The sequence below is a fragment of the Streptomyces sp. NPDC017936 genome, from assembly GCF_044328485.1.
Taxonomy (GTDB): domain Bacteria; phylum Actinomycetota; class Actinomycetes; order Streptomycetales; family Streptomycetaceae; genus Streptomyces.
Genome location: NZ_JBIRHK010000011.1, coordinates 257,085 through 279,031, shown reverse-complemented (window position 1 = coordinate 279,031; position 21,947 = coordinate 257,085). Strand labels below are relative to the sequence as shown.

The 21,947-nt window shown below is 73.5% G+C and carries 19 protein-coding genes; 10 read left to right on the top strand and 9 right to left on the bottom strand.

Annotated elements, in window-relative coordinates; translation table 11 throughout:
* Positions 1 to 13 precede the first annotated feature (13 nt).
* Positions 14 to 1,093: a lysophospholipid acyltransferase family protein gene (locus tag ACH4F6_RS24165; protein WP_397962386.1), complete on the top strand. Its 1,080-nt coding sequence runs from the start codon at positions 14 to 16 to the stop codon at positions 1,091 to 1,093.
* A 233-nt stretch (positions 1,094 to 1,326) separates the two neighbouring features.
* On the opposite strand, the gene ACH4F6_RS24160 is transcribed toward ACH4F6_RS24165, so the two are convergent.
* The 3 genes from ACH4F6_RS24160 to ACH4F6_RS24150 all read right to left on the bottom strand — a co-directional run bounded on the left by ACH4F6_RS24160 (position 1,327) and on the right by ACH4F6_RS24150 (position 4,902).
* Positions 1,327 to 2,571: a DUF5667 domain-containing protein gene (locus ACH4F6_RS24160; protein WP_397962385.1), complete on the bottom strand. Its 1,245-nt coding sequence runs from the start codon at positions 2,569 to 2,571 to the stop codon at positions 1,327 to 1,329.
* A 230-nt stretch (positions 2,572 to 2,801) separates the two neighbouring features.
* Entirely contained in the window at positions 2,802 to 3,626 is an 825-nt protein-coding gene (locus ACH4F6_RS24155) for an ECF subfamily RNA polymerase sigma factor, BldN family (RefSeq protein WP_397962384.1), read from the bottom strand.
* Between the two features lie 373 nt (positions 3,627 to 3,999).
* Positions 4,000 to 4,902 (bottom strand): HAD family hydrolase, encoded by a 903-nt coding sequence (locus ACH4F6_RS24150; RefSeq protein ID WP_397962383.1) that lies wholly within the window; start codon positions 4,900 to 4,902, stop codon positions 4,000 to 4,002.
* A gap of 165 nt (positions 4,903 to 5,067) precedes the next feature.
* Between ACH4F6_RS24150 and ACH4F6_RS24145 the strand changes: the two genes are divergently transcribed.
* The 5 genes from ACH4F6_RS24145 (at position 5,068) to ACH4F6_RS24125 (ending at position 10,802) form a co-directional block, all read left to right on the top strand.
* The gene (locus ACH4F6_RS24145) at positions 5,068 to 5,355 is read left to right on the top strand and encodes a glutaredoxin family protein (RefSeq protein ID WP_397962382.1); all 288 of its coding nucleotides are present in this window, start codon (positions 5,068 to 5,070) and stop codon (positions 5,353 to 5,355) included.
* A gap of 299 nt (positions 5,356 to 5,654) precedes the next feature.
* Positions 5,655 to 6,431 (top strand): redox-sensing transcriptional repressor Rex, encoded by a 777-nt coding sequence (locus tag ACH4F6_RS24140; RefSeq protein ID WP_397962381.1) that lies wholly within the window; start codon positions 5,655 to 5,657, stop codon positions 6,429 to 6,431.
* On the top strand, positions 6,428 to 8,134 hold the full coding sequence (locus ACH4F6_RS24135) for a glutamyl-tRNA reductase (RefSeq protein WP_397962380.1): 1,707 nt from the start codon (positions 6,428 to 6,430) through the stop codon (positions 8,132 to 8,134). Before ACH4F6_RS24140 ends, ACH4F6_RS24135 begins: the two co-directional genes overlap by 4 nt.
* The gene (gene hemC / locus ACH4F6_RS24130) at positions 8,131 to 9,102 is read left to right on the top strand and encodes a hydroxymethylbilane synthase (protein WP_397962379.1); all 972 of its coding nucleotides are present in this window, start codon (positions 8,131 to 8,133) and stop codon (positions 9,100 to 9,102) included. Before ACH4F6_RS24135 ends, hemC begins: the two co-directional genes overlap by 4 nt.
* Entirely contained in the window at positions 9,099 to 10,802 is a 1,704-nt protein-coding gene (locus ACH4F6_RS24125) for a uroporphyrinogen-III synthase (RefSeq protein WP_397962378.1), read from the top strand. The genes hemC and ACH4F6_RS24125 overlap by 4 nt, the downstream gene beginning before the upstream one ends.
* Positions 10,803 to 11,063: 261 nt before the next feature.
* On the opposite strand, the gene ACH4F6_RS24120 is transcribed toward ACH4F6_RS24125, so the two are convergent.
* Positions 11,064 to 11,792: a hypothetical protein gene (locus ACH4F6_RS24120; protein WP_397962377.1), complete on the bottom strand. Its 729-nt coding sequence runs from the start codon at positions 11,790 to 11,792 to the stop codon at positions 11,064 to 11,066.
* A 248-nt stretch (positions 11,793 to 12,040) separates the two neighbouring features.
* Between ACH4F6_RS24120 and hemB the strand changes: the two genes are divergently transcribed.
* Complete coding sequence (hemB, locus tag ACH4F6_RS24115; RefSeq protein WP_397962376.1) at positions 12,041 to 13,033, top strand: porphobilinogen synthase; 993 nt, start codon at positions 12,041 to 12,043, stop codon at positions 13,031 to 13,033.
* An 11-nt stretch (positions 13,034 to 13,044) separates the two neighbouring features.
* Here hemB and ACH4F6_RS24110 read toward each other — a convergent pair whose 3' ends face one another.
* Positions 13,045 to 13,788, bottom strand: coding sequence for a DUF4232 domain-containing protein (locus ACH4F6_RS24110; RefSeq protein ID WP_397962375.1), 744 nt, complete (start codon positions 13,786 to 13,788; stop codon positions 13,045 to 13,047).
* Positions 13,789 to 14,002: 214 nt separating this feature from the next.
* Here ACH4F6_RS24110 and ACH4F6_RS24105 point away from each other — a divergent pair, with 214 nt between their 5' ends.
* A complete protein-coding gene (locus tag ACH4F6_RS24105; protein WP_397962374.1) occupies positions 14,003 to 15,436 on the top strand; it encodes a helix-turn-helix domain-containing protein in 1,434 nt (477 codons plus the stop codon).
* On the opposite strand, the gene ACH4F6_RS24100 is transcribed toward ACH4F6_RS24105, so the two are convergent.
* Positions 15,376 to 15,624, bottom strand: coding sequence for a hypothetical protein (locus ACH4F6_RS24100; protein WP_397962373.1), 249 nt, complete (start codon positions 15,622 to 15,624; stop codon positions 15,376 to 15,378). The genes ACH4F6_RS24105 and ACH4F6_RS24100 overlap by 61 nt on opposite strands.
* 232 nt (positions 15,625 to 15,856) lie before the next feature.
* On the opposite strand from ACH4F6_RS24100, the gene ACH4F6_RS24095 reads away from it, so the two are divergent.
* On the top strand, positions 15,857 to 17,089 hold the full coding sequence (locus ACH4F6_RS24095) for a PLP-dependent aminotransferase family protein (protein WP_397962371.1): 1,233 nt from the start codon (positions 15,857 to 15,859) through the stop codon (positions 17,087 to 17,089).
* Positions 17,090 to 17,098: 9 nt separating this feature from the next.
* On the opposite strand, the gene ACH4F6_RS24090 is transcribed toward ACH4F6_RS24095, so the two are convergent.
* Genes ACH4F6_RS24090 through argS form a run of 3 tightly spaced genes read right to left on the bottom strand, consistent with a single transcriptional unit; the run spans position 17,099 to position 19,933 of the window.
* Entirely contained in the window at positions 17,099 to 17,929 is an 831-nt protein-coding gene (locus ACH4F6_RS24090) for a DUF4253 domain-containing protein (RefSeq protein WP_397962370.1), read from the bottom strand.
* Positions 17,930 to 17,966: 37 nt separating this feature from the next.
* Positions 17,967 to 18,119, bottom strand: a complete 153-nt coding sequence (locus ACH4F6_RS24085; protein WP_397962369.1) for a hypothetical protein — start codon at positions 18,117 to 18,119, stop codon at positions 17,967 to 17,969.
* A 59-nt stretch (positions 18,120 to 18,178) separates the two neighbouring features.
* Positions 18,179 to 19,933, bottom strand: a complete 1,755-nt coding sequence (argS, locus tag ACH4F6_RS24080; protein WP_397962368.1) for an arginine--tRNA ligase — start codon at positions 19,931 to 19,933, stop codon at positions 18,179 to 18,181.
* A gap of 152 nt (positions 19,934 to 20,085) precedes the next feature.
* On the opposite strand from argS, the gene lysS reads away from it, so the two are divergent.
* A complete protein-coding gene (lysS, locus tag ACH4F6_RS24075; protein WP_397962367.1) occupies positions 20,086 to 21,828 on the top strand; it encodes a lysine--tRNA ligase in 1,743 nt (580 codons plus the stop codon).
* Positions 21,829 to 21,947: the final 119 nt, after the last annotated feature.

Below are 21,947 nucleotides of genomic sequence, written 5' to 3'. Positions count from 1 at the left end.
GAGCGCATCAACGATGGCGGACGCCAAGGTCATTCCGTTCGACGACGACCGGTCCCGTGGGGGCGCCGCGCAGCGGCCGCCGCGGCGCCGGAGCACGGGGAGCCGGCGCAAGGACGGAGAGCCGGCGCCGGTCCGTGAGATCGGTGAGGTCGGCGAGGTGCAGCCCCTGCCCACCCGGGCGGCCCCACAGGACGATGATCCTGTGACCGGTACCGGGGAGGAACGGCCGCCACGGCGGCCGGGGGACGACGCCGGCGGCCTGGAGCGGCGCCTCGCGGGCGGTCTCGCCTTCCTGCGGCGCCGGCTGACGGGCGACTACGAGGTCGACGACTTCGGCTACGACGAGGAGCTCACCGACCAGGTCCTGATGTCGCTGCTGCGGCCGGTGTACGAGAAGTACTTCCGGGTCGAGGTGAAGGGCGTCGAGAACATCCCGGCCGAGGGCGGCGCGCTGATCGTGGCCAACCACTCCGGGACGCTGCCGCTGGACGGGCTGATGATGCAGGTCGCCGTCCACGACCACCATCCGGCGGGCCGCCATCTGCGGCTGCTGGCCGCCGACCTCGTCTTCGTGCTGCCCGTCGTGAACGAGCTGGCCCGCAAGCTCGGGCACACCCTCGCCTGCGCCGAGGACGCCGAACGGCTCCTGGACCAGGGAGAACTGGTCGGGGTGATGCCGGAGGGCTTCAAGGGCATCGGGAAGCCCTTCAGCGAGCGCTACAAGCTCCAGCGGTTCGGCCGGGGCGGTTTCGTCTCCACGGCGCTGCGCCAGGGCGCCCCGATCATCCCCTGCTCGATCGTCGGGGCGGAGGAGATCTACCCGATGATCGGCAACGCGAAGACGCTGGCGCGGGTGCTGGGCTTCCCGTACTTCCCGCTGACGCCGACGTTCCCCTGGCTGGGCCCGTTGGGCGCGATCCCGTTGCCGACGAAGTGGACGATCCAGTTCGGGGAACCGATCGCGACGGACGGGTATCCGCCGGAGGCGGCGGAGGACCCGATGCTGATGTTCAACCTGACGGACCAGGTCCGTGAGCAGATCCAGCACACGCTGTACAAGCTGCTGGTGCAGCGGCGGTCGGTGTTCTTCTGACGGGGGCGGCCCGCTGGTCCGGAGCTCGGTGAGGCGAGCCGGCGGACGGAGTCCGGCGCAGCTGTGCGAAGCCCGCGAAGCGGTGCGAGGACGGCGGACGGGAGGGGCCGAGCTGCTGGTGCAGCGGCGGTCGGTGTTCTTCTGACGGGGGCGGTTCGGGGCGCGTACGGCGGTGGGGGCGTCCTTCCGGGGGAAGGGTGCCCCCCACCGCCGTGGGGTCGGGGCGGTGGTCGTCAGTCCGTGTCCTGGCCGTCGATGCCGAGGCCCGGCAGGAGGCCGGGGAGGAGGGGCGGGAGGGTGACGTCCGGTTCGCCGGCGCCGGACCTGCTCGTGGACGGGGAGGCGCTGCCCGCGTCCTGGGGCGGGTCGAGCAGGCCGCCGGTGTCGCCGTCGAGCAGGCCGTCGTCGTCGGGGCCGGTGGAGGACGACCTGCTCGGGCTGCCGCCGGCGCCGCCGGTCCGGTCGGTGCCGGAGGGGCCGGCGCCGGTGCTGGGGGCGGTGGAGCGGCCGGTGCCCGAGGCGCCGGGGGACGCCGGGCCGGTGCTCTGCCCGCTGTCGTCGTCCTCGCCCCGGGCCGGGGGCCGCGGGAGGAGGGACTGCAACGGGGCGACCTCCTGGTCTATGGCGTCGAAGACCGACGAGACCTCCCGGCTGACGTCGCCGAGCTGGACCGGGAGCCTGTCGCGCAGGGCGCCCCACGCGTCGCGGTGGGAGCGCGAGAAGGTGGACAGGGCCTGGATGGGGCCCAGGGAGTCCGGGTCGCGCTCGTACGCCTCGTGGAGCAGCCGGTGGCCCTCCGCGGCGTCGTGGCGCATGCCGGACAGGGCACGGCGGATCTCGCCGACGGACTCGTGGTCGAGCTGGGCGCCGCCGCGGTCGCGCTCCATGAGCCGGCGGGCCTCGCTGAGCCGGGTGGAGGCCTGGTCGAGATAGGCCTCGCCGCGCTCGTTGTCGCCCTCGGCGAGGTAGTGGAGCTTGAAGTCCTCGATGCCGCGCTTGAGCCCGTAGAGCGAGTCACCGGGCAGGGCGTCGGAGCTCGCGGCGGCGACGCCGCCGAAGGCGCCCGCGGCCACGCCGATGCTGAGGCCGCCCGCGGTGAGGCCCTTGGCGAGCCGTGTGCGCGGTCGGAGCTTCCCCAGCCCGGTCGCCCGGTGGGCGCCCCGCGCCCGGTGCGACCGCTGCCCCGGCACTGCCGGGTTCGTGGCCTCGCCCGCGGTGCCCGCCTGCAGCATGGCCTCCATCGCGGCGACCAACTGGGCGCGCTGGACGACCTTGACCTCGGGGTCGAGCTCCGGCCTGGGCAGCTCGGCGAGACTCGTCGCGAGGGCCAGGATGCGGCCCTGCTCGGTCTGGTCCGCAGCTGCCGGGGCCGGAGCCGGTCCTTCGGGCTGCTCGGCCGCCGTGCCCCGGTCGGACTGTTCCTCCAGGGCCTGGGCGAAGGCGTTCGCCCGCCGGTGCGCCGATACGTTCGCGATCACTGGCGGCACCTCCTCTCGTCATGACGGTCGACTCCCCTGGGGTCCGGAGGGTTGCACGCCCGCGACCACGTCCACACGATCGGGTGGGGACGGCCGGGGCGTGACCACAGGGAGCCGGTATCCCGCACAACGACTGGTGCGGCACTTGGGTTACGGACTGCCGACGACGCTTTGGGAAAGTCAACGGACTTTCACCGAGCGTGAGTTGGGGTCGCCGTCCGCAGTCGGGATCAGCGCGCGTCCTCCGGGAGGAGGCGGGCGAGGGTGCGGACGGCGCGGTACTGGAGGGTCTTGATGGCGCCCTCGTTCTTGCCCATGACGCGCGCGGTCTCGGCGACGGACAGGCCCTGGAGGAAGCGGAGCGTGACGCACTCCTGCTGCTGCGGGTTGAGCCGGCGCACGGCGTCCAGCAGCGCGGCGTTGGAGAGGGACTCGAGGACGGAGTCCTCCGGGGAGCGCTCGACCTCGTTGGCGTCGAGCATCTCGCCGGTGGTGACCTCGAGGCGGAAGCGGCTGGACTTGAAGTGGTCGGCCACGAGGTTGCGGGCGATCGTGACGAGCCAGGCGCCGAAGTCGCGGCCCTGCCAGGTGAAGGTGCCGATCCGGCGCAGGGCGCGCAGGAACGTCTCACTGGTGAGGTCCTCGGCGGTCGCCTTGCCGCCGACGCGGTAGTAGATGTAGCGGTAGACCGTGTCGCTGTACTGGTCGTACAGCCGCCCGAAGGCGTCGGCCTCACCGGCCTGGGCCCGTTCGACGAGGTCCATCATCCGGGCGCTGTCGCTGTCGGCGGCCGGCCGGCGGGCGGTGGCGGCCGCGCGTCCCCGTCTGCCGGCGACCCGTCCGTCGCCCGACCGCCGTCCCTCGACGACGGCGCTCCGCGCCGGCACCTGCTCGAGGCCGTCGGCCAGTGCGTAGCACGGGCCCGCCGGAGCGGCGGCGAAGGCGGGGACGGCGTACGCGGTGGGGACGAAGTCGCGCAGCAGGTCCTGAGCCGTAGCGACCAGTGCGCGGAGCGTAGCCAGGCCCGAGGCGTCAACCCCGACGTGTGGGTACACGGGACTCCCAGAGGCAGAGCTTCCATCACGTGCAGTGCGGGACCGTTCACCCGTCGTAGCGACGGAGGGGTACCGGTTTGCGTCTGAGGAGAATAACGCTTCGTACAGGCGCTGCTACACCGAGTTGCTCAAATCGTCGATTCCGTCGCTTCTCCAGCCGTTTGACGCTCGATCAAGTTGCTCGGAGTGAGCGGTTGCTGATCGAAACGGTCCGAGTTTCCGGTCGGTCCGGCACGGGTTGTGGCGGTGCGCGGACAATGCGCGGACGGCCGGAACGAGCCCGGACCCGAGCGGGCGCGACGGTGACCGGCCCTGGGGCGGGACGTGACGGCGCCCCGGTGGGTCGCGTCGTCCCGGGGGAGGGTCCGCGGCGCTAGCGCCGGCGGCGGTGCAGGGCGATCGCCGCCGCCGTGCCGCCGGCCACCGCGCCCACCCCGGCCGCCGCGGGGATGCCGACCTTGGCCGCCTTGCGGCCGGTGCGGTAGTCGCGCAGGCGCCAGTCCAGGTCGCGGGCGTGCCTGCGGAGCTTGGCGTCGGGGTTGATGGCGTAGGGGTGGCCGACCAGGGAGAGCATCGGGATGTCGTTGTGGGAGTCGCTGTAGGCGGCGCAGCGGGAGAGGTCCAGCCCCTCCGCCATGGCCAGGGCCCGCACCGCCTCCGCCTTGGCGGGGCCGTGCAGCGGTTCGCCGACCAGTTTGCCCGTGTAGACGCCGTCCACCGACTCGGCCACCGTGCCGAGCGCGCCCGTCAGGCCGAGGCGGCGGGCGATGACCTGGGCGATCTCCACGGGGGCCGCCGTGACGAGCCACACCCTCTGTCCGGCGTCCAGGTGGGCCTGGGCCAGCGCCCGGGTGCCGGGCCAGATGCGCTCGGCCATGTACTCGTCGTAGATCTCCTCGCCGATCGACTGCAGCTCGGAGACGCGGTGGCCCTGGACGATCGACAGCGCCGAGTCGCGCGCCTCCTGCATGTGCTCGGGGTCCTCGACGCCGGCCAGCCGGAACCACGCCTGCTGCCAGGCGAACCGGACCAGGTCGCGCGTCTCGAAGAACTTCCGCTTGTACAGGCCCCGCCCGAAGTGGAACAGCGCGGCGCCCTGCATCACGGTGTTGTCGAGGTCGAAGAAGGCGGCGGCGCGTTCGTCGCCGTACACGGGGAACTGCGGTTCCTGTGCGGAGACGTCCTTGCGGGCGGCCTCCGCCGAGGCCTCGCCTGCCAACACGCTCCGCGCCGTGGCGGAGCGCCTACGGGGGGTGAGCCATCCGAGAGCGGCCATGGCGTGAGCATAGCCATTCTGTTCGGTGGTTCCGGAGCCACGAGGTTCGAACGCCGTGAACTCCGCACGACCGTGTCGTTAAAGGGGCCGTGCGGCGCGTCGCGGGACGGGGCGGTCACGGCCCCGGCCCCGCAGTCCCGGCCGGAGCGCGCGGGCCGCGCGAGAATGGCTGGCATGAGTCCTCTCTTCCGCCGGAAGGGCCCCGCCCCGCAGGACCGGCTCGTGACCTTGATCGGCAAGCCCGGCTGTCATCTGTGCGATGAGGCACAGATCGTCGTCGAGAAGGTGTGCGGCGATCTCGGCGTCCCGTGGGAGAAGCGGGACATCACCGAGGATCGGCGGCTCCACGACCAGTACTGGGAGCAGGTCCCCGTGGTCCTGGTCGACGGACGGCAGCACACCTTCTGGCGCGTGAACGAGGAGCGGCTGCGCAGGGAGCTGTCGGGAGACTGACGAGGAACTGACCGAGCAGTCCAAGTTTTCCCAAAAGTCGCTTAGGATCGACGGCGACCAGATCTCGGGGGCGGGATTCGTGAGGAGAGTGTGCGGTTTTGCCCCCGACAACGAAGGAGCACGGGCTCGTCGGCGCCGGTTCCCCGCGCATGCGCCGAGGACGCGTGACCCCGGTCACGTTGGCCGGGCAAATCGGACACCATCTTTGTGCACGCGTTCACAAAGACATAGCCTGCATTCGACGGGGCGGTCCGGGGACGTATGACCGCCTGCAGCCCCGCTCTACCCGCAGGAGCACCGTGGCAACTGGCCGAACTCACCGACCGGCGACCCGTAGCCGAGGGATTCCCGAGGCCACCGTCGCCCGCCTTCCGCTGTACCTCCGAGCCCTGACCGCACTGTCGGAGCGCTCGGTCCCCACGGTCTCCTCCGAGGAGCTCGCGGCCGCGGCGGGGGTCAACTCCGCGAAACTGCGCAAGGACTTCTCGTACCTGGGCTCCTACGGGACGCGAGGCGTGGGGTACGACGTCGAGTATCTCGTGTACCAGATCTCCCGCGAGCTGGGGCTGACCCAGGACTGGCCGGTCGTGATCGTCGGTATCGGCAACCTCGGCGCGGCGCTGGCCAACTACGGCGGGTTCGCCTCCCGCGGCTTCCGGGTCGCGGCCCTCATCGACGCCGACCCGTCGATGGCCGGCAAGCCCGTCGCCGGGATCCCCGTCCAGCACACCGACGACCTGGAGAGGATCATCCAGGACAACGGCGTGTCGATCGGCGTCATCGCGACGCCCGCCGGTGCCGCCCAGCAGGTCTGCGACCGGCTCGTGGCCGCCGGGGTCACCTCCATCCTGAACTTCGCGCCGACCGTGCTGTCCGTCCCGGACGGCGTCGACGTGCGCAAGGTCGACCTCTCCATCGAGCTGCAGATCCTCGCCTTCCACGAGCAGCGCAAGGCCGGCGAGGAGGCCGCGGGCGACACCACGGCGAAGACGGCCGTCCCGGCCGCCGCCGCGACCCGCGAGGAGTCCACCGACCAGGGGCCCGACGGGGACGTTCCCGCCGTGATGCCGGCATGAGTCTCCTCGTCGTGGGGCTGAGCCACCGCAGCGCCCCGGTCAGCGTGCTGGAGCGCGCCTCGCTCTCCGCGGACGCCCAGCTCAAGCTGCTCCAGGACACGGTCGCCGCCGAGCCGGCCGCCGAGGCCGCGGTGCTCGCCACCTGCAACCGCATCGAGCTCTACGCCGACGTGGACAAGTTCCACGCCGGTGTCGCCGAGCTGTCCACGCTGCTCGCCCAGCACAGCGGGGTCGGGCTCGAGGAGCTCACGCCCTATCTCTACGTGCACTACGAGGACCGTGCCGTCCACCACCTGTTCTCGGTGGCCTGCGGCCTGGACTCGATGGTCGTCGGCGAGGGGCAGATCCTCGGGCAGATCAAGGACTCGCTGGCCCGCGCGCAGGAGCTGCACACCGCGGGACGGCTGCTGAACGACCTGTTCCAGCAGGCCCTGAGGGTCGGCAAGCGCGCCCACTCCGAGACCGGCATCGACCGCGCCGGCCAGTCCCTGGTCACCTTCGGCCTGGAGCAGCTGGCCGCGGGCGGGGACGTCACCGCGTGGGCGCGCGGCAAGCGCGCCCTCGTGATCGGCGCCGGCTCCATGTCCTCGCTGGCCGCGGCGACGCTCGCGCGCGCCGGTGTCGCCGAGGTCGTCGTCGCCAACCGCACCCTCGAGCGCGCCGAGCGCCTGGCCCGGATACTCACCGAGGCCGGCGACACGGACGTACGGGCCCGTGCGGTGCCGATGGAGTCGGTGCCCGGGGAGCTGACACGTGCCGACGTCGCCGTCTCCTGCACCGGGGCGACGGGGCTCGTCCTCACGGCCGGAGCGGTCGCCGCGGCGGTCGAGGGCCGCACGGGCGCAGCCGTCGCGTTCACCGAGGACACGGTGGACGGCGAGCCGTCCCGGACCGGCGTGCGCCCGCTGCCGTCCGCCTCCGCGGGCGCCGACGAGAACTGTCCGCTGGACCTGGCGGCCGTGCAGCAGCCCGGCTTCTCCGTGATGGGAGAGGCCGCCGTGGCCGGCATGGACGCGGCGACGCTGGAGCAGCACGCGGCGTGGGTGGCCGGGGCGGGCGTCGACCGCCGTGAGGCCGCCCGCCGGCCCGAGGCCGACGCCGAGCTGATCGGCGCGCTCGCCGCCACCGCCGCCGCCGTCGGCCGCATCCCCGAGCGCCGCCGGCCCGAGCAGGCCGCCGTGCCCGCCCGGCCCGAGCCGGTGCTGTTCCTGCTGGACCTGGCGATGCCCCGGGACGTCGACGCGGCCGCGCACCGGCTGGCCGGCGTCCGCCTGGTGGACATCGAGTCGCTCGCCGAGGCCTCCGCGGACGCCCCCATGGCCGCCGACGTCGACCAGGTGCGGCGGATCGTCGCCGACGAGGTCGCCGCGTTCGGCGCCGCGCAGCGGGCCGCGCACATCACGCCGACCGTGGTCGCCCTGCGCGCCATGGCCGCCGATGTCGTCGCGAGCGAGATCGCCCGGCTGGACGGGCGGCTGCCCGGCCTGGACGACAAGCACCGCGCGGAGATCACCCAGACCGTGCGGCGCGTCGTCGACAAGCTGCTGCACGCGCCGACCGTCCGGGTCAAGCAGCTCGCCGCCGAGCCCGGCGGCGCCGGGTACGCGGACGCGCTGCGCACCCTGTTCGACCTCGACCAGGAGACGGTGGCCTCCGTCTCCCGCGCCGAGGACAGCACCGAGAAGAACCGAGGGCCACGATGACCATGAAGGCACTGAGGCTGGGGACCAGGCGCAGCAAGCTCGCCATGGCCCAGTCCGGGCAGGTGGCGGAAGCCGTGAGCCAGGTGACCGGACGGCCCGTCGAGCTCGTCGAGATCACCACCTACGGCGACGTCTCCCGCGAGCACCTCGCGCAGATCGGCGGCACGGGCGTGTTCGTCACCGCGCTGCGGGACGCGCTGATCCGGGGTGAGGTCGACTTCGCGGTTCACTCGCTGAAGGACCTGCCGACCACGCAGCCCGAGGACCTGGTCCTGGCCGCGATACCGGTGCGCGAGGACCCGCGTGACGTCATCGTCGCCCGGGACGCGCTGAAGTTCGCCGACCTGCCCCGCGGGGCGCGCATCGGTACGGGTTCGCCGCGCCGGACGGCGCAGCTGAACGCGTACGCGCGCGCCCACGGGCTGGACATCGAGACCGTGCCGATCCGCGGGAACGTGGACACGCGCATCGGGTTCGTGCGGAACGGAGAGCTGGACGCCGTGGTGCTGGCCGCGGCCGGCATCAACCGCATGGGTCGCAGGGACGAGGTGACCGACTTCCTGTCGGTCGACACGGTTTTGCCCGCCCCCGGCCAGGGGGCCCTGGCGATCGAGTGCAGGGCCGGGAACACCGCCCGGGACACTGACCTGATCGCTGCGCTCGGCGAGCTCGACGACCCGTTCACACGGGCCGCCGTGACCGCCGAACGGTCACTGCTCGCCGCCCTGGAGGCCGGCTGCAGCGCCCCTGTGGGCGCGCTGGCCGACCTGCTGGCCGACGGGCAGATTGTCAAGGAAATGCGCCTGCGGGGCGTCGTCGGCACGACCGACGGCACCCGTACGGTGCAGCTGTCCACCACCGGTCCCGTGCCCGAGACGCACGACGGGGCGATGGCGCTCGGTCGCGAACTCGCCGCCGAGATGCTCGCCCAGGGCGCGGCCGGTCTGATGGGGGAGCGAGCACAGTGAGCCCCACCACCCTTCCCACCGGCCTTGAACAAGGGCACGTCACCTTCCTGGGTGCCGGACCCGGAGATCCGGGACTGCTGACTCTGCGCGCCGTGGAGGCGCTGGCCAACGCGGACGTCCTCGTCGCCGAGCACGACGTGCTCGACGTCGTGCGGACGCACGCCAGGCCGGGCGTCGCCGTCGTGCACGCGGACACGGACCCCGAGCTGGATCCGCTTCCGGGCACGGGCACGCCTCACCCCACGGTCGTTGACGCCTCGTCACCGGCCGTCGGGATCCCCGCGGTGAGGGATGCCGCACATCTTGTCATGGAGGCCGCGCGGGGCGGCAGGCGGGTCGTCCGTGCGGTGTCCGGGGACCCGGGACTGGATACGTACGCGGCGGAGGAAATGCTCGCCTGCGCGGCGGCCGGGGTGCCGTTCGAGGTCGTTCCCGGTGTCGCCGCCGCGGTCGGCGTGCCCGCGTACGCGGGTGTGCCGCTGCGGGACGCCCACGGCGCGGACGTCCGGTTCGTGGACGCCCGGACGGCCTCCGACCGGTGCTGGACCGAGGTGGGCGCGTCCGACGGGACCGTCGTCGTCTCGACGACCCTCGACTCGGTGGCGGCGGCCGCCGGGGAACTGGTGGCGGCCGGCCGCAAGCCCGACACCCCGCTGACGGTGACGGTCGCGGGCACGACCACGCGGCAGCGGACGTGGAGCGCCACGCTCGGCACCATCGCGCAGACGCTGAAGCAGGCGAAGGTGCTGCCCTCGCCCGAGGGCGGCCGGCCGGTCATAGCCGTGGTCGGTGAGCGTTCCGCCCCCGCCCAGCGCGACCAGCTGGCGTGGTTCGAGTCCAAGCCGCTGTTCGGCTGGAAGGTGCTCGTGCCGCGCACCAAGGAGCAGGCGGCGTCGCTCTCCGACCAGCTGCGGTCCTACGGCGCCGTGCCGCACGAGGTGCCGACGATCGCCGTCGAGCCGCCGCGGACCCCGCAGCAGATGGAGCGGGCCGTCAAGGGCCTGGTGACCGGCCGCTACGAGTGGATCGCCTTCACCTCGGTGAACGCGGTCCGGGCGGTCCGGGAGAAGTTCGAGGAGTACGGGCTCGACGCGCGTGCCTTCGCCGGCATCAAGGTCGCCGCGGTGGGCGAGCAGACCGCCAGGGCGCTGATCGCCTTCGGCGTGAAGCCGGACCTGGTGCCGAGCGGCGAGCAGTCGGCCGCGGGCCTGCTGGAGGACTGGCCGCCGTACGACCCGGTCTTCGACCCGATCGACCGCGTCTTCCTGCCGCGCGCCGACATCGCCACGGAGACGCTGGTCGCCGGGCTGATCGAGCTGGGCTGGGAGGTCGACGACGTCACGGCCTACCGGACCGTGCGGGCCTCGCCGCCGCCGGCGGAGACCCGGGAGGCGATCAAGGGCGGCGGCTTCGACGCCGTTCTCTTCACGTCGTCGTCCACCGTGCGGAACCTGGTGGGCATCGCCGGGAAGCCGCACAACGTGACGGTGATCGCCTGTATCGGGCCGGCGACGGCGAAGACGGCGGAGGAGCACGGCCTGCGGGTGGACGTCATGGCCCCGGAGCCGAGCGTCCACAAGCTGGCGGAGGCCCTGGCCGACTTCGGCCTGCGGCGCCGCGCCGCGGCCCGTGAGGCGGGCGACCCGGTGACCCGGCCGAGCGAGCGGAGGCCGGGGGCGCGGAGGCGCCGGGCCACCTGAGGCGGTACGCCGGCGGGCCGTCCGGCGACGGGCCGTCCGGCGGGGTGAGGCCGGGAGTGTGACGTGGTGGCGGAGCGTGCCGTGAGGGCGCGCTCCGCCACCGCGCGTTCGCGGCCCGGCCCGCGTGCTCGGCGGCGGGGTCCGGTGTCCTGGCCGGCGCGCTCCTGGCGGAGGCCGCGGACGCGGCGCGGAACGGAAGGGGCCGGACTCCGGGCGGGTCCGGCCCCTTCCGTGCTCGCGTGCGGACAGGGCGCCGACGCTTCAGCCGCTCCGGGGCGGCGTGGGCTGGTCGAGGGCCGGGCCGATCTCGAAGGGCACCGGGCGCCGGCGGGCACCCCGGAAGGTGCCCGCGGAGCCGGGGGCACGGGCTACTCGAGGTGGACCAGGCCCTCCGTCGTGATCGTGGGGCGGCCGCCGGTGCCCACGACGACGATCTTGGAGGACCTGCACGTCGTACGTGGAGATGCTGCGGATGACCACCGGGGCCTGGTCACAGGTGTAGTCGTTGGTGCCGGCCGTGTGGTGCGCGAACGTCACCTTGACATCGCCGTTGCACTCCGGCGCCTCCGGGCTGATCGTTTCGTCGGTGCCCCGGTCGGCGCGCGAGAGGATCGGCGGCCGCGGGACGGTGGACGCCGGCGCGGTGGGCGACGGGCTCGTGTCCGGGGACGCGGTGTCCGTCGCGGTACCCGTCGGGGCGCTCGCGGTGGTCTCGGGCGTGCTGGCGGTCGGGGAGGCGGAGGCCGGGTCGGAGGAGGCGGTCGGGTCGGTGGTCGCCACGCTGCGGGTGCGCACCTGCGCGGTGCCGGACAGCCCCCTGGCACCCCCGGTCCAGGTGACGCCGACCAGGAAGAACGGCTCGGTGTCCGTGCGCGGCAGCTCCCGGCGGCCCACCGAGGCGCCCTTCAGAGTGAGGCCGTAGACCTTCACCGGCCGCTCGGGCCGGGTTCCCTGATCGGTGGACGGGGTAGCGACGGCGTGGGTGACCACGCCTCGTCGCCCAGGACCACCGCACCGACCGTCAGCCGGGCACGCCTCTTCATGCTCAGCGGTCCGTCCGCACGCACGCGTTCCGCGTCGACGTCGACTCACGACGAAGCCCCACTCCTGCATGGACGGACAACGGTCACGGAAGGCACACCTGACCCGCAGGTGACGTGGATCGCTCGTCGGTGGGTGGGCCGTGGGCCGACTCGGCGTCGGCAAAGGCGGGGTCCGGACGGGCGTAGCGTGGGTGCATGACGACGTACGGATCCTTCCCCGGTTCGCGTCCGCGGCGGCTGCGGACCACCCCCGTCATGCGGCGCATGGTCGCCGAGACCCGGCTGCATCCGGCCGACTTCATCCTGCCCGCGTTCGTGCGGGAGGGCGTGAGCGAGCCGGTGCCGATCCAGGCGATGCCCGGGGTCGTGCAGCACACCCGGGACAGCTTGAAGAAGGCCGCGCTGGAGGCGGTGGAGGCCGGGATCTCCGGGATCATGCTCTTCGGGGTGCCGGAGGAGGCGAAGAAGGACGCCGCCGGGACCACGGGGACCGACCCGGACGGGATCCTCCAGGTCGCGCTGCGGGACGTGCGCGCCGAGGTCGGGGACGACCTGCTCGTCATGTCCGACCTCTGCCTGGACGAGTTCACCGACCACGGGCACTGCGGCGTCCTCGACGCCCAGGGGCGCGTCGACAACGACGCCACCCTGGAGCGGTACGCCGAGATGGCGCAGGTGCAGGCCGACGCGGGCGCCCACGTGGTGGGGCCGAGCGGGATGATGGACGGGCAGATCGGGGTCATCCGCGACGCCCTCGACCAGATCGGGCGGGAGGACGTCGCCGTCCTCGCCTACACCGCCAAGTACTCCTCCGCCTTCTACGGGCCCTTCCGGGAGGCCGTGGGGTCCTCGCTGCGGGGGGACCGCAAGACCTACCAGCAGGACCCGGCCAACGTGCGCGAGTCGCTGCGCGAGCTCGCCCTCGACCTGGAGGAGGGGGCCGACATGGTGATGGTGAAGCCGGCCGGTCCCTACCTGGACATCCTGGCGCGGGTCGCCGACGCCGTGGACGTTCCGGTCGCCGCCTACCAGATCTCCGGCGAGTACTCGATGATCGAGGCGGCCGCCGAGAAGGGCTGGATCGACCGGGACCGGGCGATCCTGGAGACGCTGACCGGCATCAAGCGGGCCGGGGCCCGCAACATCCTGACCTACTGGGCCACCGAGGTGGCCCGGAAGATCAGGTAGCGGGCCGGCGCCTACCAGGAGAGGACGTCGTCCATGCTCTGCTGCCAGTACGTCACCGTCAGCGAGCTGTCGTAGTAGACGCCCCCGGCGGGCAGGGACGGCGTCGCCGAGGCGCCGCCGTCGCTGTCCGGCGTGGCGCCCTGGAAGCCGACCGTCAGCTTCTTCGCCGTCGCGCCGCCGTCCCCGCTGCCGTCGGCGGCCGCGAGCAGGACGCCCGCGTAGCCGGACTCGCCGGGCTTCAGGCTCGTCACCGCCTGCGGCTTGGTGGCCTCCGCGGCCTGCGGCACCCACTGCATCTCGTCGAAGCGCAGGACGGGGTAGTAGGTCAGGTCGCAGGTCTTGCTGCCGGTGTTGGTGACTGTGATCAGCATGTGGTTCAGGGGACGCGGCACCGGCTGGGCGGTCACCCGGGTGTTCGAGCCGTTGCACAGGACGCGGTTCTCCGGGGCGTCCGCGTCCGACCCGGAGCCCGCGGTGTCGCCGGTGGCCGGCTTCCCGGACGTCCCGCCGTCGGTCTTCGAGGACGAGCCGGTGCTGGAGCCGGTCCCGGTCCCGGTGTCCTTGCCGGTGCCTCCGGCCGGGTCCGTGGTCGCGGTGCCGGTTCCCGTGGGCTGCGTGGCGCCCGCCGACGACGACACGGGCGTCGGCGCGCCCTCGGTCTCGGTGCCCGTACCGTCCTCGCACGCCGTGAGGGACAGGGCGGCGAGGGCGGCGATCGCGGGGACGAACAGACGGCTGCTGCGGCGCATGCGCATGGCGAATTCCTTTTCCGAAAAGGGTGGTTGGCGCAGGCCGCTCGACCGGTCGGCGGGAGCGGCGTGCTTGGATGGCCACAGCCTGCAGGGCGATCCGTCCCGGCCGCCACGTCCGGCGGACGATGAGGGACGCTGGAACGCCCACACGGCATCTGACCTGGTACGACAAGCCATCCCTGGAACGGCGGGATGGGACACGGGGGGTGGACGAACGGTGTCTGCGGCCGACTTCGCGGAACTGCTGCGGGAGTTGAAGGAGCGGTCCGGGCTCAGCTACGGAACGCTCGCGAAACGGCTCCACATGAGCACGTCGACGCTGCACCGCTACTGCAACGGGGACGCCGTCCCCACCGACTACGCGCCGGTGGAACGGCTCGCCCGGCTCTGCAGGGCGACGCCCGGGGAACTGGTCGAGCTGCACCGGCGGTGGGTGCTGGCGGACGCCGGGAGGGGGAGGAAGGGGAGCGACGCGGCGGGTGGCGGCAGCGCCGCTTCACCGGGCACGGCGGGCGGCACCGAGCGCGCGGCCTCCCCGGCGGCGGGCGGGACCGAGAGCGGTCCGGCGGGCGCGACGGCCGCGTCCGCGGGAGCGGCCGCGGAGCCGGCCGGAGCGGTCGACGGGATCGGCGGGGCCGACGCCGCCGCCGAGGCGGACCAGGTGGTCGCGGGGCCGGTGCGGGGCGCGGACGGGCGCGGCGGGGCGGACCCCGGCCAGGACCCCGGCGTACGGCGCCGCCCCCGTCTCCTCGCCGCGGTCGCCGCCGCCACCGCCCTCGGCGCCGTCGCGCTCGCCCTGTCCCTGAGCCTGCCGGGCGGTGGTGCGGACGACGAGGTCGGCGAGCGTCCGGCCGGCGCCGTCTCCGTGCAGGGGACGCCGGGGGCGGGAGGCGTCTCGCCGTCGGCCTCCGTCACGTCCTCGCCCTCCGCCTCGCCCTCGCCCTCGGCGGCGTCGCCTTCCGCCTCCCCCACGCCGTCGGGCACCGCCGCCCGGGCAGGCGCCGGGGCGGCGGCACCCGACGAGGGCGACAGCGCGCCTGCCCTCACCGTCGCCGTCCGCCCGTACGCCTGGGAGGACCCCTGCTCGCAGCGGTACCTGGTCGACCGCGAGCCGGGGCGGGTGAAGGCGCCGCCGGTCGAGCAGGACGCGCCCGGCTGGGTGGCCGCGTACGGGGCCGTGTCCTCGGGGCAGCAGCTGGTGGAGGTGACCGTGCAGGGCACCGGGGACGAGACCGTCGTCGTGGACGGCCTCAAGGTTCGCACGGTCGAGAAGCGGTCGCCGCTCGCCTGGAACGACTTCGCGATGGGGTACCCGGGGGTCGGCTGCGGGGGCGGTGTGCCGAAGCGCTACTTCACGGTCGCGCTCGACGCCGCGCGCCCGGCGCTGGTGCCGGAGGCGGGCCAGGACGACTTCCCGTTCAAGGTGAGCGAGTCCGACCCGGAGACCTACTACGTCAGCGCCGACGCCTCCGCGTACGACGTGCGCTGGGTGCTGGAGCTGTCCTGGTCCAGCGGGTCGCGGCACGGCACGCTGACCGTCGACGACGAGGGGAAGCCGTTCCGCACGAGCGGCAACAACGGGCGGCCCGCCTACGAGTTCCCGCTGGGCGGCTCCGCGTGGGAGCGGGCCGGGGCCTCCGCGACGCCGTAGGGGTCCGCGCCCGGGGCGGGGGAGCCGTGGGCGCCCGCGCCGGTGGCCGGGCCCTCGTCGCGCAGGCCCTCCCCGTCCTGGCACCCCGTCAGGGCGAGCGCGGCGGCGCAGGCCAGGGCGGCGGCGAACGGGCGGGCGGGGCGGCGGAGTCGGGTGCGGTGGAGTGCGCGGGTGGCGTGCTTCGGCATGGGGCAAGCGTGCGGGGCGCGGCCGTCAGGGGGCCAGCGCGGGCGGGGAAGTCGGGACGCGGGAACGGTCCCAGCGCCGCTGACCTGCGCGGACGACGGCGGTGTGGGACGGCGTCCGGGACGCCGCGGACGCCTCCGCGGGCCGAGCGCCGTGATCCGTCGGCATGTTCGCGGGCGTCCACATCCCAAAAGGGTTCTTGTAGGCGGCACGTATCTCTCTAAGGTGCGGGACATGACCCTTCCCAGCGCCCCCGCCCCCGCGTCCGCCCCCGCGCCTGTCCCCGCCCCCGTGCCGCCGCTCGCCCTGCGGACCCGGGTCACCGGCGGTTCGCCGGTGCGGGACATCCTCGCCGTGACCGCCCGTCCCGAGGTGATCAACTTCGCGGGCGGGCTGCCCGCGCCCGAGCTGTTCGACCGGGAGGGCGTCGCCGCCGCCTTCCGGCACGTGCTGGAGGAGACGCCCGGCCGCGCCCTGCAGTACGCCACCACCGAGGGCGAGCCCGCGCTGCGCGAGCGGCTCGCGGCGCGGACGGCCGCGCGCGGCCTGCCCACGAGCCCCGACGACCTCCTCGTCACCACCGGGTCGCAGCAGGCGCTGTCCCTCCTCGCCACGGCCCTCCTCGACCCCGGCGACACCGTCCTCGTCGAGGACCCCTGCTACCTCGCCGCGCTCCAGGTCTTCGGCCTCGCCGGCGCGCGGGTCCTCGCCGTGCCGGGGGACGCCGACGGGCCGGACCCGCGGGCACTGGCCGACCTGGTCGTGCGCGAACGCCCCAAGCTGCTCTACACCGTCCCCACCTTCCAGAACCCCACCGGACGCACCCTGTCCGCCGAGCGCCGCGCCGCCCTCGCCTCCGTCGCCGCCCGCCACGGCCTGTGGATCGTCGAGGACGACCCCTACGGTGAACTCCGCTACGAGGGCGAGCGCGTCCCCTGGATCGCCGCCCACCCCGACGCCCGCGACCGGACCGTGCTCCTCGGCTCCTTCTCCAAGGTGCTGGCCCCCGGCCTGCGGCTGGGCTGGCTGCGCGCCCCGGCGGAGCTGCGGCGGGCCTGCGTGGTCGCCAAGCAGGCGGCCGACCTGCACACCCCGACCGTCAACCAGCTGGCCGCCGCACGCTACCTGGCCGACACCGACCTCGACGCGCACGTGGCCCGCGTCGCCGGCGTCTACCGCGAGCGGCGCGACGCCATGCTCGCCGGCCTGCCCGGGGCCCTCCCCGAGGGCTCGGCGTGGAACCGGCCCGAGGGCGGCATGTTCCTCTGGGCCCGGCTGCCGGAGACGTACGACACCACCGCCCTGCTCCCCCGGGTGGTCCAGGAGGACGTGGCGTACGTGCCCGGCGCCCCCTTCCACGCCGGTGAGCCCGACCGGTCGACGCTGCGGCTGTGCTTCGTGACGCAGACGCCGGAGGAGATCGGGGAGGGGCTGCGCAGGCTGGGGAAGGCGTTCAAGGGGGAGTAGGGAGCGCGGTCAGTCCCACCAGAAGTACCAGGTGCGTTCGCCGATCAGCTCCTTCGCGTACGCGCGCAGACTGCCCGGCCCCTGCGTGATGTTGTCCGGGCAGAACGCGAAGTGCTCGGCGGCCACCGCCTCCGCTTCCTCCGCCGTGGTGGGCGGCGCGGCCACGGAAACCGCGAGCAGGTCGAAGCCGAGCGCGACGACGCGTATGCCGAAGCGGTCCTCCCAGGAACGCAGGACCGCGCAGAGGCGGGCCACGTCGTTCTCGTGGTTGAGCGGGCCGGACCAGCCGACGGCGGCCGGGATGTCGGCGGAGCGGCGGGCGGGGACGAGGGCCAGGCTCGGCTTCTCGGGCCAGGAACGGGTGCCGTCGGTCAGCGCGTCGGCGACGTGGGCGGCGCAGGTGTCCGGGTCGACGGTGAGGGAGGGGGAGGAGGCGAGACCGGGCCAGTCGGGGCCGAACGGCGCGAGCAACTCGGCGGTCTCGTCGTCCCAGTACCCCTCGTCCTCCTCCTCGTCCACCTCCCAGAAGTCCGCCAGGACCTCCTCGGCGTCGTGGTCGCCCGGGTAGGACACCTCCGCGGGCGTCAGGTCCCAGCTCTCCGGGCCGCCCCGGTCGCCCAGGTCGACGAGCACCGGCAGCAGCCCGGCCCGCCGGGCCCGCCCGCCCAGCGCGGTCCAGTTGCCGGGCGCCGCGGCCTTCTCCGCGTGCCACAGCACCGGCTCGGCCGAGGCGTCCGCGGCCGTCGCGTCGACGAGCCTGCCGGGCGGCAGTCGGAGCCCGAGGGAACGCCCGCTGGGGTCGGAGGCCAGCTTGGGCAGCGGGTTGGGAAGAGTCGCCATGCCGGTGACTGTAGGGGCCGGCACTGACAACCCGCGCTCACCTGCGGCGACGCCGCACGCGGTGGCTCAGCCAGATGCCCAGGCAGACGACGGGGAGCACGACGGCGGCCGGGACGATCACCCCCGCCCCGCCGATCAGTACGAAACCGATCAGCGCCTCGCCGACCGACGGGTCGTCCGTGCCGCCCAACCGCCGCTCCTCACACTCGTGTTCCCCGGGAGACGCACGGGTGCGAGGAGCGGTTGCGGTCAGAGCTTCTCGGGCGTCCGGATGCCCAGCAGGGCCATGCCCCGGTGCAGGGTCCGGGCCGTCAGGTCGCACAGGAACAGACGGTTCTCCACCTGCGCGGACGTCTCGGCCTTCAGCACCGGGCACTTGTCGTAGAACGACGTGTACAGCGACGCGAGCTGGTACAGGTACGCGGCCACCTTGTGCGGGGCGTACTCCGCCGCCGCCTCGAAGACCGTGTCCCCGAACGCGTCCAGGTGCAGGCCCAGGGCCCGCTCCGCCGCGTGCAGTTCCAGCTCGGGGTGCGCGGAGGGCCGGACATCGCCCGCCTTGCGCAGGATCGACTGGATCCGGGCGTACGCGTACTGGAGGTAGACGGACGTGTCGCCGTTCAGCGACACCATCTGGTCCAGGTCGAACTTGTAGTCCCGGCTCGGCGACGTCGACAGGTCCGCGTACTTCACGGCCCCGATGCCGACCTGCGCGGCCCGCTCCTGGATCTCGTCCTCGGTGAGGTCCTGCGCCTTCTCCCGGACGACCTCGGCGGCCCGCTGCACCGCCTCGTCCAGCAGATCCTCGAGGCGTACCGTCTCGCCCTCACGCGTCTTGAACGGCTTGCCGTCCGCGCCGAGCACCGTGCCGTAGCCCATGTTGTGCGCGGTGACGTCGTCGCCCAGCCAGCCGGCCCGGCGGGCCGTCTCGAAGACCATCTTGAAGTGCAGCGATTGGCGGACGTCCACCACGTACAGCAGCGTCGTCGCGTGCAGGTCGACCACGCGGTCGCGGATCGCGGTCAGATCGGAGGCCGCGTAACCGAAGCCACCGTCCGCCTTCTGCACGATCAGCGGGACCGGCTGGTCGTCCTTGCCCCGGATGTCGTCGAAGAACACCACGAGCGCGCCCTCGGAGCGCACCGCGACACCCATCTCCTCCAGGAGGCGGGCCGTCTCGGGCATGCCCTCGTTGTACGCGGACTCGCCGACGATCTCGTCGTCGCGGATCTCCATGTCGAGCTTCTCGAAGACCGAGTAGAAGTAGACCTTCGACTCGTCCACGAACTGCTGCCACAGCTCGAGGGTCTCCTTGTCGCCGGACTGCAGGGCGACGACCCGCTTGCGGGCCCGCTCCTTGAAGTCGTCGTCGGAGTCGAAGAGTGCCCGCGACGCCTTGTAGACCCGGTTCAGGTTCGACATGGCCTGCTCGCCGTCGACCTCCGACGCCGGCGCCAGCTCGCCCGGGTGCTCCAGCAGGTACTGGATGAGCATGCCGAACTGGGTGCCCCAGTCGCCGATGTGGTGCCGGCCGATCGTCTTCTCGCCGGTGAAGTCGAGCATGCCGCGCAGGGCGTCGCCGATCACCGCGGAGCGCAGGTGCCCGACGTGCATCTCCTTGGCCACGTTCGGCTGGGCGTAGTCGATGACCGTGATGCCGGGCTTCACCTTCGGCGCCACGCCGAGCCGGTCGCCGTCGGCGTACCGCGCGGCCAGGTTCTCGGTGATGGCCCGGTCGGCGAGCGTGATGTTGAGGAAGCCGGGGCCGGAGACCTCGATGTCCCGGATCACGTCACCGGTGACGATCCGGGAGACGACCCGCGTCGCCAGCTCACGGGGGTTGGCCTTCGCCTTCTTCGCCAGCGCGAGGATCCCGTTCGCCTGGAAGTCCGCCCGGTCGCTGCGTCGCAGCAGCGGGTCCGCGGACGCCTCCGGCAGGGTGGCCGAGAGGGCGGACGCGAGGTGCTGTTCGACGGAGTGGCTGAGGGACGTGACCGAGGCCATGGGGTGGCTGCCGTTCTGCTCGGGTTCCGGACGTACTGCGGAATCCGAGTATCCCACGCGGTGAAAAGCGGTTTTCGCGGATGCGGCCGGGCCTGGGACAATGGGAGCGCCAGCCGTGCGACCGTACCGGCTGCCCATGGAGAAAGAAGGACGTGCCGATCGTGGCTCAGAGCACCGAGACCACCGACTGGGTCTCCCGTTTCGCGGATGAGGTCATCGAGGAGTCGGAGCGTCGGGCCCCGGGCAAACCGGTCGTCGTCGCGTCCGGCCTCTCCCCCTCCGGCCCGATCCACCTGGGCAACCTGCGCGAGGTCATGACCCCGCACCTCGTCGCCGACGAGATCCGGCGGCGCGGCCGCCAGGTCAGGCACCTGATCTCCTGGGACGACTACGACCGCTACCGCAAGGTGCCGGCCGGCATCGCGGGCGTGGACGAGTCCTGGGCCGAGCACATCGGCAAGCCGCTGACCTCGGTCCCGGCCCCCGAGGGCTCCGCGTACCCGAACTGGGCCGAGCACTTCAAGGCCGCGATGGTCGAGTCGCTGGCCGAGCTGGGCGTGGAGTTCGACGGGATCAGCCAGACCGCCCAGTACACCTCCGGCGTCTACCGCGAGCAGATCCTGCACGCCATGCGGCACCGGGGCGAGATCGACGCGATCCTCGACCAGTACCGGACCAAGAAGGCCCCGGCCAGGAAGCAGCAGCAGAAGCCCGTCGACGAGGCCGAGCTGGAGGCCGAAGAGGGATCGGGCGCCGCGTCCGAGGACGACGGCAGCTCCGGCTCCGCCGGCTACTTCCCGTACAAGCCGTACTGCGGCAACTGCGAGAAGGACCTCACCACCGTCACCTCCTACGACGACGACAGCACCGAGCTGACGTACGCCTGCGACGCCTGCGGCTTCTCCGAGACCGTCCGGCTCGAGGAGTTCAACCGCGGCAAGCTGGTCTGGAAGGTCGACTGGCCGATGCGGTGGGCGTACGAGGGCGTCGTGTTCGAGCCCAGCGGCGTCGACCACTCGTCCCCCGGCTCCAGCTTCCAGGTCGGCGGCCAGATCGTCGGCATCTTCGGCGGGCAGCAGCCGATCGGCCCGATGTACGCCTTCGTCGGCATCAGCGGGATGGCGAAGATGTCGTCGTCGCGCGGCGGCGTGCCCACCCCGGCGGACGCCCTGAAGATCATGGAGCCGCAGATCCTGCGCTGGCTGTACGCCCGGCGCCGGCCCAACCAGTCCTTCAAGATCGCCTTCGACCAGGAGATCCAGCGGCTCTACGACGAGTGGGACAAGCTCGACGCCAAGGTCGCCGACGGGTCCGTGCTGCCGGCCGACGCGGCCGCGCACTCCCGCGCGGTGGGCACGGCCGCCGGAGAGCTCCCCCGCACGTCCCGGCCCCTGCCGTACCGGACGCTGGCCTCCGTCGCCGACATCACCGCCGGACACCGGGACCAGGCGCTGCGCATCCTCTCCGACCTCGACCCCGAGAACCCGCTCTCCTCGCTCGACGAGGCCCGGCCGCGGTTCGACCGGGCCGAGGCGTGGATCAACACGCACGTGCCCGCCGACCAGCGGACCATCGTGCGCGACGAGCCCGACGCCGAACTGCTGAAGTCCCTCGACGAGGCGTCCCGGCAGTCGCTGCGGCTGCTCCTCGACGGACTCGAGTCGCACTGGTCGCTGGACGGGCTCACGCACCTCGTCTACGGCGTGCCGAAGGTCCAGGCCGGATTCCCGGCCGACGCCACGCCCAAGGAGCTGCCGGCGGAGATCAAGACCGCCCAGCGGACCTTCTTCGCGCTGCTGTACCACCTGCTCGTCGGACGGGACACGGGCCCGCGCCTGCCCACGCTGCTGCTCGCGGTGGGCCAGGAGCGGGTGCGGACCCTGCTCGGCGAGTAGGACCGGCCCGTACGCGAGAGGGGGGGGCCGGGGGGGGGCCCCGGCGGCCCCCCCCCGCGGGTGGCGCCGGCCGCCCCCCGGGCCGGCGCGGGGGGGCCCCACCCCGGTCGCGGGGGTGT